Origin of the sequence: Pseudomonas sp. OTU5201, from assembly GCF_038440135.1 — a bacterium.
GTDB lineage: Bacteria > Pseudomonadota > Gammaproteobacteria > Pseudomonadales > Pseudomonadaceae > Metapseudomonas > Metapseudomonas resinovorans.
This window is the reverse complement of record NZ_JASATC010000011.1, coordinates 45,197-62,358: the sequence shown is the minus strand read 5'-3', so window position 1 is coordinate 62,358 and position 17,162 is coordinate 45,197. Positions and strand designations below refer to the sequence as shown.

The window sequence follows — 17,162 nt, the reverse complement described above, 5'->3', positions numbered from 1 at the left end:
CGCGATGCCCAGGTTGCGACAGGCCGGTCTCCGGGCTTGCGAGTGGAGCTGAGCTCCTGTGCCGCGCCTTCCCATGCGTGAGCACAGTGGCCGATTGCGACTTTTACTCGCCTACCGTTGCGGGGGCAGCGCCGGAATCTTCAACAGAATGGACCGGCTTCCCTGTTTCACCCCGTAGTTCAGAACCACGGGGCACCTGAGGCAGCGGCGAAGGTTAGAGGGTTGGCGGATGAGCGTCAAACCTGGCAGATCAACCAGAGTGGACATCGCCTTTCGCGTCCACCAACCCCTACCCTCGGCTCACGCCATGTTTGCCGCCGAGCGAAAACTCGCAAGACAAGCGGAAGCCAGGGGCGAATTTGCCGATTGCTACCAGTCTGTATTCGGACTATAAACGGCCCACCCCATTCATTCTCTCTGGGGCGCTTCATCCCGCCGGGATGCGTCGCCCGCACCACCTGGGAGTCGCTATGAAAATCCAGACCATCAGTTACCTGAAGCAGCATGCTGCCTCGCTGGACCTCAGCGAGCCCATGGTGATTACCCAGAACGGTGTGCCGGCCTATGTGGTCGAGTCCTACGCTGAGCGCCAGCGCCGTGACGAAGCGTTGGCGCTGATCAAGCTGTTGTCCTTCGCCGACCGCGATGCAGCCGAAGGCCGCTTGATCACGGGTGACACCCTGTTGGAACGCCTCAAGCAGCGCAGCCCCACTGCCCAGGGAACACCAGGAGATGCCCGGGATGAACAGGACGATTGAGATCGCCTATGCCTCGACAGCCGAAGAAAGCCTGATTGCCCAGATCCACCACCTCACGCCCTATCACGGCGTCGACGAAGCCCAGGCGCGGCTGATTGAGCTGGTCAGGCGCGCCGAGAAGCACTTGAAGTCACACCCGTTGGCCGCTCCGGTGTGCGAGCAAGCCGCCCTTCTGGGGATTCGCCACTACCGGGAGCTGCATATCGGCGAGTACCGCATCCTCTATCGCTACCTTGAGCCCGAGGCGCAGATGGTGGTGGCACTGTTCCTGCGCCAGCGGCAGAGCATCGAGGAGCAGCTCATCAATTATTGCCTGATGCGTTGAAGTCAATCGCGAGGCAAACCGCAGGTTGGTGCGGGCGGTACTCCGCTAGAGCGGTGCGAAACCCAACGCTTCATTGATGGGTTTCGCTTCGCTCAACCGCATCCTAAGTCCCGGACCCGTCTGCTAGCAGACACGCGCCATTCAATGCCTCGGATTGAAGCCGGCGGGTTTGCCCGCCAGCCAGTCGACGAAGGTGCGCAGGCGCTCGTCACCCAACAGGGTCTCCCGGCTGTTGTAGTTCAGGGCCAGCTCCTTTTCGCTGAACAGCTTGTGGATCTGGTTGTGGCAGGGCCTGCACACCCAGAGGGTGGCAGTGATGCGCTCGTTTTTCGCGTAGCGCTTTTGCACGTAGGGCTTGTCGTGCAGGGCCTTGGGAATCAGGTGATGACGGGTGAGCGCGGCAGCCCGGCCACACAATTCGCAGGCGTCGGGCTGGGGCGGCAGGCGGATCGGCTCGGGCATGCCCGTCAGCGCTTGCGGCAGAGCGTCAGGCCATCGCCCACGGGCAGCAGCGACAGGTCGATGCGCTCATCAGTCTTCAGGGCACGGTTCAGGGTCTGAATGGCGCGGGTGTCGACACTGTCCGGCTCGGTTTCCAGCACGCGACCGCTCCAGAGCACGTTATCGAAGAGGATCAGCCCGCCCTGGCGCACCAGGCGCAGGGCCTCCTCCAGATAGGCCGGATAGTTGGCCTTGTCGGCGTCAATGAAAATCAGGTCGAGGCTGCCGTCTTCGAGGCTCGCCAGGGTATCCAGTGCCGGCGCCAGACGCAATTCGATGCGCTCGGCCAGCCCCGCCTCCTGCCAATAGCGACGAGCGATGGCGTTGTAGTCGCCGGGCAGGTCGCAACAGATCATCCGGCCGTCAGCCGGCAACTCCGCGGCCATGCACAGGGCGCTGTAGCCGGTGAAGGTGCCCACTTCGAGGATACGGCGAGCGCCGGTGAGCTTGACCAGCAAGGCCATGAACTGGCCCTGCTCCGGGGCGATCTGCCAGCGCGCCATGGGCATGGCGGCGGTTTCGGCGCGCAGCCGCTGCAATAGCGGTGTGTCCCGTAGCGAAACATCGAGAAGGTAGCCGTAGAGGGCGTCGTCGAGGTTCAGCGTGCGGTTGGTCATGACAACCTCAGTGGGATTGGGCCAGGCGTGGATCGAAGATTACGCGCTTGGCGCTGAGATAGCTGCGTTGCCAGTAGCTGTTCGCCAGGCTGTCCAAACGCACCGTTCCGCCCGTGCGCGGCGCGTGAACGAAGCGCCCCTCGCCCACATAGATGCCAGCATGACTGACCTGCCCGCCGCCATTGGTGGCGAAGAACACCAGGTCGCCGCTTTGCAGGGCATTGAGGCTGATGCTGGGTGTACGCATGGAGATCAGTTCGCGCGTCGAGCGCGGCAGGGCGATGCCTGCGGCGTCACGGTAGACGTAGCCGATCAGGCCACTGCAGTCGAACCCACTGTCCGGGGTATTGCCGCCCCAGCGATAGGGCGTGCCCACCAGGCCCAAGGCGCGAAACAGCACGTCTTCGGCTACGGGCGAGAACGGCTGGGCAGGGCTGGTGACGGCAGGAGGAGAATAAGGCGGCGGTGACTTGCTCGCACAAGCGGTGAGCAGCGCAGCCAGGGTCATGATGGCGAGGCGGTTCAGTGCGAGCATGGCAAGTCAGTCCTGACTTGAGGAATGCACGCTAATTTGCTGATCTCACAGTGATATTGCAAGCGAAAGCTGCACGACCGGGCAGAAAAAAGCCGAGGCGGCCACTTGGGGCCGCCTCGGCTTGTCGTCTCGCGCCGGCCGGATCAGCGATGCGGCAGGTGGCGAGTCGGGGTATTCATGGCCAGGACGCGCTTGGCTTCCATGTAGCTGGCCTTCCAGTAGCGGTCGTCGAGGCTGTCGACGCGCACACCACCGCTGCGGCTGCTGCTGGAGTGGATGAAGCGGTCATCGCCGATGTAGATGCCGGCGTGACTGACGCGGCCACGGCCACGATTGTTGAAGAACACGATATCGCCGGGCTTCAGCTCGCTACGAGCGATCACCGGAGCATCCAGGTTGATCATTTCGCGAGTGGAACGCGGCAGCTGGATACCAGCCTCTTCCTTGAACAAGTAACCGACGAAACCGCTGCAATCGAAGCCGGTTTTCATAGAACGGCCACCGAAGCGATACGGAGTACCCACCAGCTCGAAACCGCGCTCCAGCAGGCCATCGGCCAGGGACGGCATCTGGTAGGGCTCGTCGTCGGTGAGGTTGGCAAGATCCAGGGCGGTGGGCCCACGATCCGCCAGCAGCGAATCGGGTGCGCCGTCGGCTACGGGAGCCTGGGCCAGGAATTGCGATTGCTGCTGCACATTGCCTGCGCAAGCGGCGAGAAACAGAGCGAAGGTGAGAGGCACGAGGGGTGCGAAGCGCTTCAGCATGGGCACGACCGTGTCGAATGGTTTCTGATGAAGGCGCGACTATGCCCTCTATCAAATCCATTTGCAAATTTAATCGCCCGAAATGTGACTCAGCAGTCCTTGCAGAACATCTAAGGCCTTTCCTCTGAGGTGGACATCGACGACGGGGCTGAGGTCGGTGAGCGCCGGATTGACTTCCACAGTGAAACCGCCTGCTTGGCGGGTGCGGATGACGGGCTCGATGATGTAAGGAAAGCTCGCCGTGGTTCCCACCGAGATCACCGCATCGAATCCCTTGCGTAGCTCGGCGTAGAGGCTGTCAATGGCGTGCTCTGGGAGCATTTCCTCGAACAGCACCACGGGCGGACGGAGAATACCACCACATTCATGGCATTTGGGAGGCATTTCTCCTGCCAGATGTCGGGCAAGGTCAGAACTTTCCGCCCCGCAGGACTGGCAGTAGAGCGGCGACAGCTCGCCATGTATCTCGATCAGCCGCTCCGGCGGCGAGCCCGCCTGGCGGTGGTAGCCATCGATGTTCTGGGTCAGCACCCAGCATTCAGGCTTGAGCCGCTGCAACTGGGCAATCGCTTCATGACCGGCGTTCGGCCGGGCGTCCAGGCAGGCGCAGCCGAGTTGGGCGAGGTACTTCCAGCAGAGCGCCGGGTTGCGCCGCAGCATCGGCCCGGAGAGTGCTTCCTCTATAGGCAACCCCTCTTCCGTGACGCCGTTGTAGAGCCCGCCCAATCCACGATAGGTGGGCAGCCCCGAATCAGCTGACAGCCCGGCCCCGGTGATCACCAGGATTCGCTGAGCCGCCTTGATGGCTGATGCCACGCGCTGGATATCCGACATGCTCCCCTCCTCTGCCGGCCGGCGCCGAGCGCCCGTCTCGGCTCAGTGATTGACGGTATGGGCCAGCATCACGGACAGCTGGCAGAGCGGGCGGCCGCTTTCGGCATGCCACTGGTTGAAAGCCGCCTGGACCTGGGCCAGGTCTTTCTGGCTGGTGGGCGCCTTGTCGATAATGTCCTGGGCCTTGAGGGCCGCGACCATGTCATCGGTCGGAATGAAGGTGTCCTTGCCGACCATACGCAGGAAGCGCGGCGCCGACATCCCGCCCAACTGATTGCCGTGCTTGGCCAGGTACTTCCACAGGCCGACGATGTCGGTCACCGGCCAGTCGGCGATCAAGGCGCCGAAGCTGCCTTTCTCCCGGGCCACGTCCAGCACGAACTGCGCATTGCGCGGCACGCTCTTGAGCTTGCCCAGGTGGCGGATCAGTCGCGCGTCCTGCATCAGCCGCTCCAGATGCTCGGCGCCCATCAGCACCACTTTCTCCGGGTCGAAGCCGAAGAACACCTCTTCGAAAGCCGGCCACTTGGCGTCCACCAGGCTGTGCTTGAGGCCCGCTCGAAACACCCGCAAGGCCATCAGCGACAGATAACGGTCGTCACTCAGCGCACGCAGTTCGCCTTCGCTGCTCGGTTGCGGCAGACGTGCTTCCAGGGCCTCGGCGGAGCCGAAGCGGTTCAGGCAGTACTCGTGGAGCCAACGGTAGTCGCGCATGCGGTGTCCTTTCGATGCGGAAACGATTCCCTGTAGGAGCCAGCTTGCTGGCGAGCCTTCGCGAGCAAGCTCGCGCCTACAAGGGCAAGTCAGATATTGACCACGTCGAGGGTACGCGGCGCCGCAGTTTCGTCGATGCGCAGGTTGGCGAAGTCGAACAGGTTGCGGTCGGCCAATTGCGAGGGCACCACGTTCTGCAGGGCGCGGAACATGATCTCGGTACGGCCCGGGGACTTGCGCTCCCAGTCGTTGAGCATTTCCTTGACCACCTGGCGCTGAAGGTTTTCCTGGGAGCCGCAGAGGTTGCACGGGATGATCGGGAACTCCTTGAGGATGGAGTACGCCTCGATGTCGGCCTCGTTGCAGTAGGCCAGCGGACGGATCACCACATTGCGGCCATCGTCGGCACGCAGCTTCGGTGGCATGGCCTTGAGGGTGCCACCGTAGAACATGTTGAGGAAGAAGGTTTCCAGGATGTCGTCGCGGTGATGGCCCAGAGCCATCTTGGTCGCACCAATTTCGTCGGCGAAGGTATAGAGGGTGCCGCGACGCAGGCGCGAGCAGAGCGAGCAGGTGGTCTTGCCTTCCGGGATTTTCTCCTTCACCACCGAGTAGGTGTCCTTCTCGATGATGTGGTACGGAACGCCAATGGATTCCAGGTAGGCCGGCAGGACGTGTTCCGGGAAGCCGGGCTGCTTCTGGTCCATGTTCACTGCGACGATCTCGAATTTGATCGGCGCAACCTTCTGCAGGTACAGCAGCACGTCCAGCATGGTGTAGCTGTCCTTGCCTTATACCCCAAGGTATCCACCGAAGAAAGCACATCCATAATAATAACCTATTGATTATAAAGGATTTACGTAGCACTAATGGTTTACAGAAAAAGTCGAAAATGTAAATTTATCGCCTTCCTGAGCCCCAAAACCCTCACAACCTCCTAAAAAAACCTTTTGAACCTTTACAAAATCCGAACGACATCAATCCGGCCTTCCACGCTGGATGATGAAACCTCGGCTGCTTCGAATTCGTATGGCGGCCGGGCATCCGACCTGTCAATGGATAGATCTACAAAATCGAATAGACCGCGATCAGCCAACTGGGAAGGGCTTACGTTTTGTAGACTGTGGAAGATATTTTCCACGCAACCAGGATTTACCGAGTCCCACTCCGCAATCATCGACTTGATTTTTTTCCTTTGTAGATTCTCTTGCGAGCCGCAGAGATTACACGGAATGATCGGATATGCGCTATCGGCAGCAACTTTTGCTATGTCTTTCTCGCGGCAGTATGCGAGCGGCCGGATCACTATATTCCTCTTGTCGTCGCTTAGAAGCTTAGGAGGCATACCCTTCATCTGCGCTTGGAAGAACATGTTCAGAAACAAAGTTTCAACCATATCATCCATATGATGACCGAGCGCCAATTTAGTAGCTCCAATTTCCTCGGCAAAACTATACAGCGTGCCCCTTCTGAGCCTCGAGCAAAGAGAACAAGTTGTTTTACCTTCCGGAATCTTGCTCTTGACAACAGAGTAAGTATCCTTATCAATTATGTAGTAATCAATCCCTCTACTCTCAAAGTAATCTGGTAATACATGATCCGGAAAACCAGGTTGCTTCTGGTCAAGATTCACTGCCACAACACTGAATTTTATTTGCGCAACTCGCTGCAGATGCAGCAAGGCATCAAGCATTACAAATGAATCCTTGCCACCACTTACACATGCCATAACTTTGTCGCCATCTTCGATCATCGCGTAATCGACAACAGCCTTACCCACATTGCCGCGCAGCTTTTTACGACGAAGCTCCGCAGCCTTGTTCATCTGTGATGCTTGTTCGCCCATCATCATGAAATCTAGTTTCCGGTTAGTAGCTTTACAAAGCCCATTCACTATAAATATTTGACCCACTTTGGAACACCCCACGCTACATGCGAAGACTTGAGACAGCTGAACACTATCAAAATCGGACGCTAAAAAAAACTGCAGCAAAGTGTAATGTTGAGGCCAAGCACTTAAAATCCGATAGACACCCTAAAATTAATCTTTACAGCAACATCACCTGCCGAGATTTGGCCTAGCTATATCATAACAAGATCGTGCCTGCGTTTTATAGAAGACTCTGACCAACGATTACGTTCCGCCTGACCGAGGCGCCACAGCGGAAGACGACAGCACGGACTTGGGCTAGCTAGGGGGTCCGCAGATGCCCCAGAGACGCCGATGGCGACAGGCCCGCATCAGCCATTTGGTAAGGCTCCAGTCCGTGGAGATCAAGCCTTCAGCGCAGCCTCGATCTCGGTAAGGTCGTTCATCGTCATACCCATCAGGACTTCGAACGCACTCTTTACTGCTGCTCGATCAGGGCTGGCTATAGCGGCAGCTAGGATGCGTGAGGTGGACTGGATGCGGTTGAGTTGTAGATGTAGATGTAGATGTAGATGTAGATCTTCAGCAGGACGGCAGGATGGTAAGCAAGCCGACCGGTTTCTGTGGGGACGCCCCGTCATAACCGAGTCGGCCGAGGTCGAGTTCATCGACGAATACATCGACCACGCGCACCGGATTGGTGTCCGCGACGTAGTCATCCAGGCTCTCGGGCAGCAGCGTGCTTTGGCCTCGATGTTCTCCCTGGATGAAACGCTTCATGGCTAGCCCTGCTGAGTTTGACTCCCTCAAATCTCAGCGAGGTCGATGCCAATGTTTTTTACACGGACTGGGCCAAAAGCAGCCTGTAGCCCCCGACTAGCACTAAAAATGGCTTCACAAACGAGACTACTGGGTCGCCATACATAGCAAAGGGGCTTGGTTTTTTAGGTGGCCTGATTGCGAACTGAATAATAGAAGCCCAGCGCTGTCTCGATGAGTGTTCCGGAAAACACCAGAACCTCACTAAAATATGGGCTTTGAAAAAATTTGCTTACAAATACGCCACGCATCAAGAGAAAAACGACCGTAAATCCTAATATGGCCGGCATCCGCTTATTAATGCGCTCAGTCCGTGGTTCTGCTTGTCCGATGCCGCCGCAGACGTGCGCCTGTAAAACGCAGAAGCCCAACCAAAAGTCAGGTTTCTGTGTTAATCGGAGGCAATTGTCGAATCGAGCAATCGTGTATAGCTATTGTTAGTCTGCGCTCGCTCGCGGTTTCCCTGAGCGCTACTCGGCGATGGATCGCCTTATCTTGGGAGCCCCATTTCGTTAGCAAATCTCTGCAAACCGATTTCCAGGCGTGACAGCAGCTCCTGAGTTTCGCTAGCCGAGATGACAAGGGGCGGGGCAAGGAGAGCCGCGTTGTTGAACGGCGCTATGCCGGCCGGGTAAGCAATGAGACCAGCATCGAAGCAGTGCTGCGTGAAGCGCAGGTTCGATTGCCGAGCCGCGTCAATCGGCTCCTTCGTAGTGGCGTCTTTGACGAACTCGAAGCCCCAAAGAAGGCCGCGCCCGCGCACGTCGGCCATCCAAGGATAACGAACCGAAAGACCCTTCAGTCCAGATTCAAGCTGGACCGACCGCGCTGCGACATTGTCAAGGATCGCGTGCTCCTTCATGTAGCGGATCACAGCCAGGCAAGTCGCGGCACTCAGCGGGTTGGCACTGAAAGTGTGGCCGAACAGCTTTACCCTCTCGCCCAGCACGTCCATGATGCCGTCGCGAATGATCACACCGCCCATTGGCGTGTAGCCGGAGCTCATACCCTTCCCGGTAGCGATGATGTCAGGAACAATCCCATCGTGCTCACACCCAAACCACTTGCCTGTGCGCCCCATACCTGTGATCACTTCGTCGGAGATGAGCAGGATACTGTGCCGATCGCAAATTTCACGTAGCGCTTTGAGGTATCCAATCGGTGGCGTCAATGCGCCCCCAGCCGCACCTACGATGGGCTCTACGATCACAGCTGCAATGGTGTCCGCACCTTGCTCCTGAATGATTCTCTCCCAGACCGACGCACCGAACGTGCCATCATCTGGCACTTCGTAGCGATAGGCATAGGGCGGCGGCGCAACGGCAAATTGATGGAGCAGGTTGGAGTAGTCCCCGCGGCGCGCAGCGTGTCCCGACATTGATAATGAGCCCATCGTCATGCCGTGATAGCTGATGGCTCGGCCCAGGATTTTCGTCTTTGTAGGTTGGCCCCGCTCCCGCCAGTATTGAATGGCAGTTCGCATGGAGAGCTCAGTGGCTTCGGATCCGCTATTAACAAAGAAGACCTTGTTCAAATCACCAGGCGCTAGCTCGACTATTTCTGCCGCCAGCTCTTCTGCAGCTACGCTCGTAAAATGTGTCCGATAGGTGAAACAAACTTGCTGCGCCTGGCGATTCATGGCTGTCAGAACTTCCGGCACACCATGGCCAATCGAAACTGTCATTGCCCCGCCTGATCCATCTATGTAGCCTTTGCCGGAGTTGTCATAGATGAAGACGCCGCGAGCGTGGTGGACGACCGGGAGTGTATGATTGGAGGAGGAGATCAGTGCTGTCATAGTTTATTGAGTACGCAATGAGATTGAACGACCATACTGACGATCAGCTGACGATCAGCTGACGATCAGCTGACGACATGCTGGAGCTGTTCACTCTTAGCGGCCTGTCATGCTATGGAAAACTGGCATAAGCTGATCGCCGCTCCGATCCAGACTGACTCCTACCTCAACCGCCTGACGCCCCCTACCCAATCAGCTTAATGGCTAATCGATGAGTAAGCACGCTCGGAAAATTGAAGCCATCAGATCCTTCCTAGTTCCAGTTCGTGCGTAGGGGCAGTCCCAACTACGTCAAGAGCCAGTCGCGTTATGCACTAAGCAGATTTAAAAACGATCAATGATCGCCACCCCTCGTTCCTGAAAGCTATCCATCTTGGGTAAAACGGTTGTGGCCTCTTCTAGAGTAATGGTCCGCCCAATCAATTTTTCCGGCTTCAACTTACCAGCCTCGATCATGGCCAGCATGTCACCGTATTTGTGTGGCTGCAGCCCATAGCTGCCCAGGAGCTGGAGCTCTTTGAGCACGACGCGTCCCATGGGAATGGCCGGCAGAGCCTGATCGCCGGCCAACAGACCGACCTGAAGATGTTTCCCCCTCTTCGCGAGGCTTTCAATAGAGTTTCTGCAAGTCACAACGCTACCCAGCGCATCGACCGAGACATGTGCGCCGCCGCCGGTCAAGTCAGCTATCGCACCTGGTACATTGTCGACCTGCCTGGCGTTGATTGTCCTGGCGGCGCCGAGAGCTCGAGCCAGCTCCAGCTTGTCATCCGCAATGTCGATAGCAATGGTATTGGCACCAAGCGCCTCTGCAATCATGATCGCAGATAGGCCAACACCGCCGCAGCCGTGCACGGCGACCCACTGGCCGGGCTCGATCCGTGCTTGGAAGGCTATGGCGCGGAAGGAAGTGGCGAAGCGGCAGCCTAGCCCCGCGGCAGTAGTGAAAGTGACTGCCTCCGGCAGCGCAACGAGATTTTGATCGGCCTTATCGATAGCAACATATTGCGCAAACGAGCCCCAGTGTTTAAAGCCAGGCTGGAACTGGTGATCGCACATTTGCTCGTTACCCGACGAGCATTCTCCGCATGATCCACATACGCCCATGAAGGGCATGGTGACGCGATCACCCACTTTCCACTTCGTTACGCCGCGCCCAACGGCAGCGACAATTCCCGCGAACTCATGGCCGGGAACATGCGGAAGTACGATGTCAGTGTCGTGCCCGACCCAACCGTGCCAATCGCTTCGGCAGACGCCGCTCGCCTTGACCTCAATGACGGCACCGAATTCATACACTTCCGGATCCGGCACGGTTTGAACGGTAATTTTGCCCTGGAATGTTTCATAGACGGCGGCGCGCATTGTTCTTATTCCTGATGCATGTCGGTTAGTTTGAGCTCAAGCTGGGTGTCGCTTTGGCGATTGGGACGCTCTATCCGCGCGACAGCAAAAGCGTTAGGTGGCTTTTGCTTTCTGATAGCTACGCACTGCATCTCCGAACGCTTCGAGCAGCTTCTGCGAGGAGCTGTCGGTTTCTGCCCAATATTCGGGATGCCACTGGACGCCCAAGGCAAAACCACGTGCGCCTTTGACTGAAACGGCCTCTATCGTGCCATCTTCGGCTCTAGCCTCGACAACAAGGCCAGGAGCCAGGTGCTCAATTGCCTGCCTATGCAGCGAATTGACCATGGCTTTATTGGCGCCTAGCACCCCGGCGATGCAACTGCCTTCCTCGATGGCAATTGAGTGGCGAATGGCGAATCGCTCATCGCGAGAACCTTCCGGCGACCTATGATCGAAAATGCCGCAATTTTCGTGGATGTCTCGGCCGAGCGTCCCGCCTAGTGCGACGTTCAGTTCCTGAATTCCCCGGCAGATCGCAAGCAGTGGGATCCCGCGTTCGATGGCAGTGCGAATAAGAGGGATGCTGGTTGCATCGCGTGCCTGATCAAATGGCCCATCGTTCTCTTCTGCTGCTTTGCCATAGAGCGACGGATGAACATTTGTTGCTGACCCGCTCACGATGAGTCCGTCGACGCGGTCGAGTAGGGCATCGGCATCATTGCCCTCGACGAGCGCGGGAACGATGAGCGTCATGAGGTTGGCGACCTTGGTTACTGCGCGAACATATTGAGTTTGCGCGCAGTGCCAAACCGTATTTTCCAACTCACGAGTACATGCGGGCATGGCAACAACAGGCCTTGGCATTTGGGGGGGCGCTCCCGTTTGTCGTTTGTATTTTTCGGCGTTCTGGCGGTCAGACCTAGCCGGAGAGGCAGGTTGATCGAACCCCATGCCTCGTTTCCATTTAATGCTCAGATTTCCATAATGGCAACAGGTTTTCCCAAAAGAAAACAGTCTTGGACCGGAACGTAACGGCATCCCGGAAGGCACGATGGTCAGAGTCTCCGCCGCTAGCGGAACCAACATGAATCGGCCTTCAGTGGCGATCGGAATGAGCCCCCGCTCCGCGCCTCGCGCAAACCCGTACGCGCGGAACGTTCGCATACCGCTCACCGGAGACCGTGCGATGGCTGGTGCCTGACGCGGGGTCGAGGCGTTTCGCCATGACATCTCTCGCAGGGACTGTCACCCTTCATCAACTGCCAGCTTGGCTGACGTACTAATCGCTCGATCGAAACCGCCCAGATCACCAGGCCATCACGCTCGTGCAGCGGCATAAACGTTTCACCCAGGAAATTCGTCCAGATCAGCGAACGATCAGTTCATCCGCTCCCGGACCCCAGAGAGATTGAGCATTTCGGAGTCCGCCTCCTTGGAGACGGCCTTACGCACCAGAAACGCCGGAAGGACTGAATCTCCCTCTATCACAAGGGCACGCAGAGACCGCGTTGCTACTAGCCCTGCATCTCGGCTGCTTGCGGGCATCGACTGCGACCGCTTATCGGAACCATTCAAGGAAATCTCACGGAAGCTAATCGTGTTGACATGAGATATTTTGCACACTATAAATGCACATGTTTCCTTTTTGGATACAAATTGCCTAAAGAGACAGCACGCACTACTTCAGGCGGACGAGTTCAAAACAACAAGCAAGCGGGAGTACACATGATCAAATATGACTTCACTGGTCGCGTAGCCGTCATCACCGGCGCCGGCGGCGGAATGGGCCTGGCGCTTTCCCTGAAAATGCTCGAAGCCGGTGCGTCCGTGCTAGCGATCGACGTGAAGGGAAAGCCGGCAGAACTGGAAGCAAGCGACAAGCTTATCTATGCACAGGGCGACCTGACTGACGTGCGCTTCGTGAACGAAGCGGTAGGTGCCGCCTTTAATAAGTTCGGCCGTATCGACTACCTGGCCAACATCGCCGGTGTACTCTGGTTCGGTAAGGACGTATCGTTGCTCGACATCGACCTTGACGTTTGGGATAAGGTCATGGATATCGACCTGAAGTCCCTGGTCCACACCATTCGCGCAGCAGTCCCCTACATGCGGAAATCGGGTGGCGGTTCGATGGTGCACTTCTCCACCGTCCAGTGCCTGCGAGGTGATACCGCTCCACAGGACGCCTATGCGGCATCGAAAGCTGGCATCCCCGCGATCTCCAAGTCGATCGCCATGCAACTTGCCGCTGAAGGCATCCGCTCCAACACCATTTATCCCGGTATCACCCAAACCCCCATGCAGGCGCGTTGGGATACCGCGGATAAGGTCAAGAATGCCGGTAACTACGTTCCGCTGGGGCGCGTAGGCGCTGCTGACGATATGGCAAACGCCGCCATGTTCCTGCTCTCCGATGCAGCCTCCTACATCACCGGTACCGACCTCATTGTCGACGGCGGTCTGATGCTCAAATATTGAGCAATCAAAAACCCCGGCGCTGCCCGCCGGGGTTTTCCCCTCAAAAAAATCGAGACTCACCAGCCTAGAGTTGCGGCACGCAACCGTTGATCGCCGAAAAAGCAACACATTGACGCCCTAGCTCATCTGCTGTGCGAAGCGCTGCAGCAAACCGCCTGAGTGAAACCGCCGCTGAACTCAAATCAGGCATCTTTGCAGCCTAGGAGCCACTCACTCTAGCTCTAGGCGAACGTCCTTCCCAACGTTCAGCATTGGAGCCAAAACGGAAAAAACGTCAACAATAGACAACAAGGTGTTCAGAATAGACACACTGTGCTATAAAGCCATACATAAGGGTACTCTTGCCTTTCGCTTTACACATCAAAAGGAAACACCTCAACGTGTCTATTCAGAACGAAATCAGAACTCAGCGCACCTTGAAGGGGATTAGCCTCAGGTCGCTTGCCCGTGATCTTGGCGTTTCAGCTTCACAGCTGTCCAAGGTTGAAACCGGAAAAGCCAAGCTCACTGTTTCGGTCGCCCTCAAGATCGCAGATATCTTGCAGGTACCAGCATCTACATTTCTTTCCACAGGAAGACCCCAAGCAACGGGGCGACGAACCATTACCCGGAAGCACTCCGGCGCCGCTCAGAATACGCCAGGCATGCACCTTGAGAGCCTGTGTTCAGACTTCAAAGAAGATCATAATTTGTACTGGAACGTGACAGTCACGGCATCGAGCCTCGACGAAGTTGGGGGATTGAGGCAGCACCCAGGACAAGAGTTCATCTTTGTAGTTTCGGGCAAGCTACAGCTGATTAGCGCTTATTACGACCCCGTAACGCTCGGTGCAGGCGACAGCATTTTGTTCGATTCAGAGCAGCCACATGCCTACGTAGCAGTAGACGGCCCAGTGAACGTCCTCATGGTTAACACAGTTATCTAGCAACCACAGGGTGTTCCCTCCCTTTGAGCTGAGGACGAGCATGCCTTCCTCAGGCCCTGTGCCCCTCAGAGGCGCAGCTTGCTGCTCACACACGTCCTGCACGTCTTGCCCCTACCCGCTCTGGCTGCGGATTCCACGCCATCCGGCCACCCAATCCACACTCATCCGGCCGGGCAGTCGAAGCACAGCGACGCAGGACTGGCATTGTTAATCTGATTGCTCAGGTGCCATCAATTCCCGGGTTCGATTACGCATCGATTCGCTCTTGAGCTGGATCCGATGACTGTGTTGGGTTCGTCCAGCGAAAAGAGTTGCCGGTGGCGCAGCGCCGCCAGAAACCAGCGCCCCACCACCTGGACACCAATCTCAACCTTGGCCTTGTCCCATGGCTTACGGGCTCTGGCTGGCACTATCGCCACCGCATGATGCTCGGCCAGATCACGATAGCTGGGGTTGATGTCTGGCTCATAGCGATGCGTATTGCTCACTGCAGTGCACTACGCTGCACAGGTTGTCCGGCACCACGATCTCCGACGCCTCACTGAAAAAAGCAAAGCAGCGGGCATGGGGACCGAGCCAGTCCAACAACGGCTGTGACCAGGTGGCCTCGGCAAAGGTGTAGCTGGAGAAGCCGAGCACTCCGACAAAGATCTGCGCCTGACGGATCTCGCCGGTACGCCGGTCGATGATCGGCACCGTCTGCCCGGTATAGTCGACAAACAAATTCTCGACGACCCGGTGCTCTTGGCGCACCACCACATCCACCTTGCCCTGCCAGGCGCGGTAGTGATCACAGAATAAGCTGAACTGGATCCCCCGTGGCTGGCTCAGTCGATATTCCTGCCAGAGCAGCGCCAGGGTGACCCCGGCATGACGCAGTTCGGCCTATACCCAAGTCCAATCAAGGATCGGGCATTGCTCACTGGAGACGGAGGGTGACGGCAGAAAAAGATGCCGTTCCAACTCGGTGTCGGTCAGGGCAAAGGGCCAGGTCAGTCCGCAGGCAGCAGAGCAATTGAGATAGTCACCGATGGTGGCGCGGCCAACTTGCAGGCTGACCGCGATCTGGTATGCAGATAGACCAACGTCAAATTTGAGACGTCGTACTTCGCGGATCTAACGCATTGATAGACGCTCCACGGCAACCTCTATGCTCCGAAAAAGAGGCCGATGGTAGTAAAGAAATCCTGCGTAGCTGCCGCCTGAGGGTGGCCGGTTCAGCTAGGAATCAGTAGCTAGATGTTCGTGGAATAGGTGGCCGGATGACTGCGGAATCCGCAACGATTTGAACCATAGGTGTTCGGCCCAAGCTAACCACAGATCGCGCAGGCCGCGGATCGCTCATCCCTACAACTTGATCCAGGTGGTCTTCAATTCGGTGTATTCATCAAGGGCATAAAGGGACTTATCCCTCCCATTACCCGATTGCTTGACTCCCCCGAAAGGAGTGGTGATGTCGCAGTCGTTGTAACAATTGACATACACAACACCCGCACGCAGTTCGCGGGAAATCTTATGCGCATCGGATAAACGGTCTGTCCATACACCCGCCCCGAGCCCATAAGGGCTGTCGTTGGCAACTGCAACCGCTTCGTCCACGTTGGCGACAGGAATCACCGACAGCACGGGACCGAAAACTTCGTCGCGAGCAATCTCCATCCCGTTGGAGACGTTGTCAAAGACCGTTGGCACAACATAGGAACCACCGGTTTCAGTCAGCGCACGCGCCCCGCCCGCTACGAGCGTCGCACCGTCCGCTTTTGCCCGTCCGATGAATCCCATCACACGATCAGCATGATTGGCATCCACCAGCGCCCCCATACGCGTGGCCGGATCAAGTGGGTCCGCAGGCTGACGCCGCTTTGCAACTTCGGCAACAATCTCTACAACCTGTTTATGGATTGAGCGTTCAACTATCAAGCGAGATGGAGCGATGCATACCTCGCCTTGGTTGTTAAACATGCTCTCGGCCGCGGTCACAGCCGCTTTTTCAATGTCGCCGTAGGAGGCGAGAATAATGTTTGGACTCTTACCCCCGAGCTCCAGACAAACCCGCTTGAGGTTACTCTTCGCGGCGTACTCAGTGAGAAGTCGTCCTGTCGCCGTGGATCCAGTGAAAAAAACACCATCAACATCCATGTGGCAGGCAAGCGCCTTACCGGCAGATCCGCCAAACCCGGGCACAACATTGAGTACCCCTTCGGGAATGCCCGCCTCCAGCGCCAGCTGGGCTAGACGAATGGCTGTCAGAGGTGATTGCTCAGCTGGTTTGAGGACCACAGAGTTTCCAGTTGCCAGTGCCGGCGCCGTCTTCCAGGCCGCAGTAAGCATAGGAAAATTCCACGGCACGATAGCGCCAACTACTCCTAATGGCTCACGGGTGATAAGCGCTAAATCAGTCTCCGCGGTTGGGGCAATCTGCTCATAAAGCTTATCGATGGTTTCTGCATACCATTCGAAACAACTCGCTACTGCCTCGACATCAACGCTCCGCGATGCAGCAATGGGCTTGCCCATGTCGAGCGTTTCCAAGAGCGCCAGTTCGTCTCGATGAAGGCGAATTAGCGCTGCGAACGCCTGGAGAGTACGTTTGCGGGAGACTGGAGATTGCCCCGACCAACGCCGATCGCGAAATGCAGAGCGCGCTGCAGCTACGGCGCTATTGACGTCTGCCTCGCCGCCTGCAGATACCTTTGTAAGCACACGCCCGTCTACCGGCGACACGCAATCAAAAGTATGCCCTGAGTACGCTTCAACCAGTTTTCCATCGATTAGGCATCGACCTTCGAACTGGATTTGCTCAGCACGACCACGCCAGTAGGCGGCTCCAACCAAGTTTGTTGTCGCTTGATCCATATCATCACCGGATATTTTCG

The 17,162-nt window shown here is 57.3% G+C and carries 15 protein-coding genes, 3 pseudogenes and 1 riboswitch; of the genes and pseudogenes, 4 read left to right on the top strand and 14 right to left on the bottom strand.

Annotated features, from left to right (window positions below; genetic code table 11):
* Positions 1–4: 4 nt before the first annotated feature.
* Positions 5–215: riboswitch (cobalamin riboswitch) on the bottom strand.
* Between the two features lie 255 nt (positions 216–470).
* Together AAHM40_RS09265 and AAHM40_RS09260 are read left to right on the top strand one after the other, a co-directional pair.
* Positions 471–758, top strand: a complete 288-nt coding sequence (locus tag AAHM40_RS09265) for a type II toxin-antitoxin system Phd/YefM family antitoxin (protein WP_342244365.1) — start codon at positions 471–473, stop codon at positions 756–758.
* Entirely contained in the window at positions 742–1,083 is a 342-nt protein-coding gene (locus AAHM40_RS09260) for a type II toxin-antitoxin system RelE/ParE family toxin (RefSeq protein ID WP_342244364.1), read from the top strand. The genes AAHM40_RS09265 and AAHM40_RS09260 overlap by 17 nt, the downstream gene beginning before the upstream one ends.
* A 141-nt stretch (positions 1,084–1,224) precedes the next feature.
* Here the strand turns inward: AAHM40_RS09260 and AAHM40_RS09255 are convergent, their stop codons facing one another.
* The 12 genes and pseudogenes from AAHM40_RS09255 to AAHM40_RS09200 all read right to left on the bottom strand — a co-directional run bounded on the left by AAHM40_RS09255 (position 1,225) and on the right by AAHM40_RS09200 (position 11,833).
* Complete coding sequence (locus AAHM40_RS09255; protein WP_342244363.1) at positions 1,225–1,545, bottom strand: hypothetical protein; 321 nt, start codon at positions 1,543–1,545, stop codon at positions 1,225–1,227.
* Positions 1,546–1,550: 5 nt separating this feature from the next.
* A complete protein-coding gene (locus AAHM40_RS09250) occupies positions 1,551–2,201 on the bottom strand; it encodes an O-methyltransferase (protein ID WP_342244362.1) in 651 nt (216 codons plus the stop codon).
* 7 nt (positions 2,202–2,208) lie between these two features.
* Positions 2,209–2,736 (bottom strand): C40 family peptidase, encoded by a 528-nt coding sequence (locus AAHM40_RS09245; RefSeq protein WP_342244361.1) that lies wholly within the window; start codon positions 2,734–2,736, stop codon positions 2,209–2,211.
* A 143-nt stretch (positions 2,737–2,879) separates the two neighbouring features.
* On the bottom strand, positions 2,880–3,500 hold the full coding sequence (locus AAHM40_RS09240; RefSeq protein ID WP_342244360.1) for a C40 family peptidase: 621 nt from the start codon (positions 3,498–3,500) through the stop codon (positions 2,880–2,882).
* A 69-nt stretch (positions 3,501–3,569) separates the two neighbouring features.
* Positions 3,570–4,334, bottom strand: a complete 765-nt coding sequence (locus AAHM40_RS09235) for an NAD-dependent deacylase (protein WP_342244359.1) — start codon at positions 4,332–4,334, stop codon at positions 3,570–3,572.
* Between the two features lie 42 nt (positions 4,335–4,376).
* A complete protein-coding gene (locus AAHM40_RS09230) occupies positions 4,377–5,048 on the bottom strand; it encodes a DNA-3-methyladenine glycosylase I (RefSeq protein WP_342244358.1) in 672 nt (223 codons plus the stop codon).
* Positions 5,049–5,137: 89 nt separating this feature from the next.
* Positions 5,138–5,839: pseudogene (gene ttcA, locus AAHM40_RS09225) on the bottom strand (tRNA 2-thiocytidine(32) synthetase TtcA); the annotation flags it as partial.
* A gap of 167 nt (positions 5,840–6,006) precedes the next feature.
* Positions 6,007–6,894 (bottom strand): tRNA 2-thiocytidine(32) synthetase TtcA, encoded by an 888-nt coding sequence (gene ttcA / locus AAHM40_RS09220; protein WP_372240418.1) that lies wholly within the window; start codon positions 6,892–6,894, stop codon positions 6,007–6,009.
* Between the two features lie 583 nt (positions 6,895–7,477).
* Positions 7,478–7,698, bottom strand: a pseudogene (locus tag AAHM40_RS09215) (transposase); the annotation flags it as partial.
* Between the two features lie 529 nt (positions 7,699–8,227).
* Positions 8,228–9,535 (bottom strand): aminotransferase family protein, encoded by a 1,308-nt coding sequence (locus AAHM40_RS09210; protein ID WP_342244357.1) that lies wholly within the window; start codon positions 9,533–9,535, stop codon positions 8,228–8,230.
* Positions 9,536–9,859: 324 nt separating this feature from the next.
* Positions 9,860–10,900, bottom strand: coding sequence for a zinc-dependent alcohol dehydrogenase family protein (locus tag AAHM40_RS09205; protein WP_153917930.1), 1,041 nt, complete (start codon positions 10,898–10,900; stop codon positions 9,860–9,862).
* A 93-nt stretch (positions 10,901–10,993) separates the two neighbouring features.
* Positions 10,994–11,833 carry a gamma-glutamyl-gamma-aminobutyrate hydrolase family protein gene (locus tag AAHM40_RS09200; protein WP_342244356.1) on the bottom strand — a complete coding sequence of 280 codons (840 nt, stop codon included), beginning with the start codon at positions 11,831–11,833 and terminating at the stop codon, positions 10,994–10,996.
* 774 nt (positions 11,834–12,607) lie between these two features.
* On the opposite strand from AAHM40_RS09200, the gene AAHM40_RS09195 reads away from it, so the two are divergent.
* Together AAHM40_RS09195 and AAHM40_RS09190 are read left to right on the top strand one after the other, a co-directional pair.
* Entirely contained in the window at positions 12,608–13,360 is a 753-nt protein-coding gene (locus AAHM40_RS09195; RefSeq protein ID WP_153917928.1) for an SDR family NAD(P)-dependent oxidoreductase, read from the top strand.
* A 380-nt stretch (positions 13,361–13,740) separates the two neighbouring features.
* Complete coding sequence (locus tag AAHM40_RS09190; RefSeq protein ID WP_178123447.1) at positions 13,741–14,286, top strand: helix-turn-helix domain-containing protein; 546 nt, start codon at positions 13,741–13,743, stop codon at positions 14,284–14,286.
* A gap of 278 nt (positions 14,287–14,564) precedes the next feature.
* Here the strand turns inward: AAHM40_RS09190 and istA are convergent.
* Positions 14,565–15,402, bottom strand: a pseudogene (istA, locus tag AAHM40_RS09185) (IS21 family transposase); the annotation flags it as partial.
* 231 nt (positions 15,403–15,633) lie between these two features.
* Positions 15,634–17,142 (bottom strand): aldehyde dehydrogenase, encoded by a 1,509-nt coding sequence (locus tag AAHM40_RS09180; protein WP_153917924.1) that lies wholly within the window; start codon positions 17,140–17,142, stop codon positions 15,634–15,636.
* Positions 17,143–17,162: the final 20 nt, after the last annotated feature.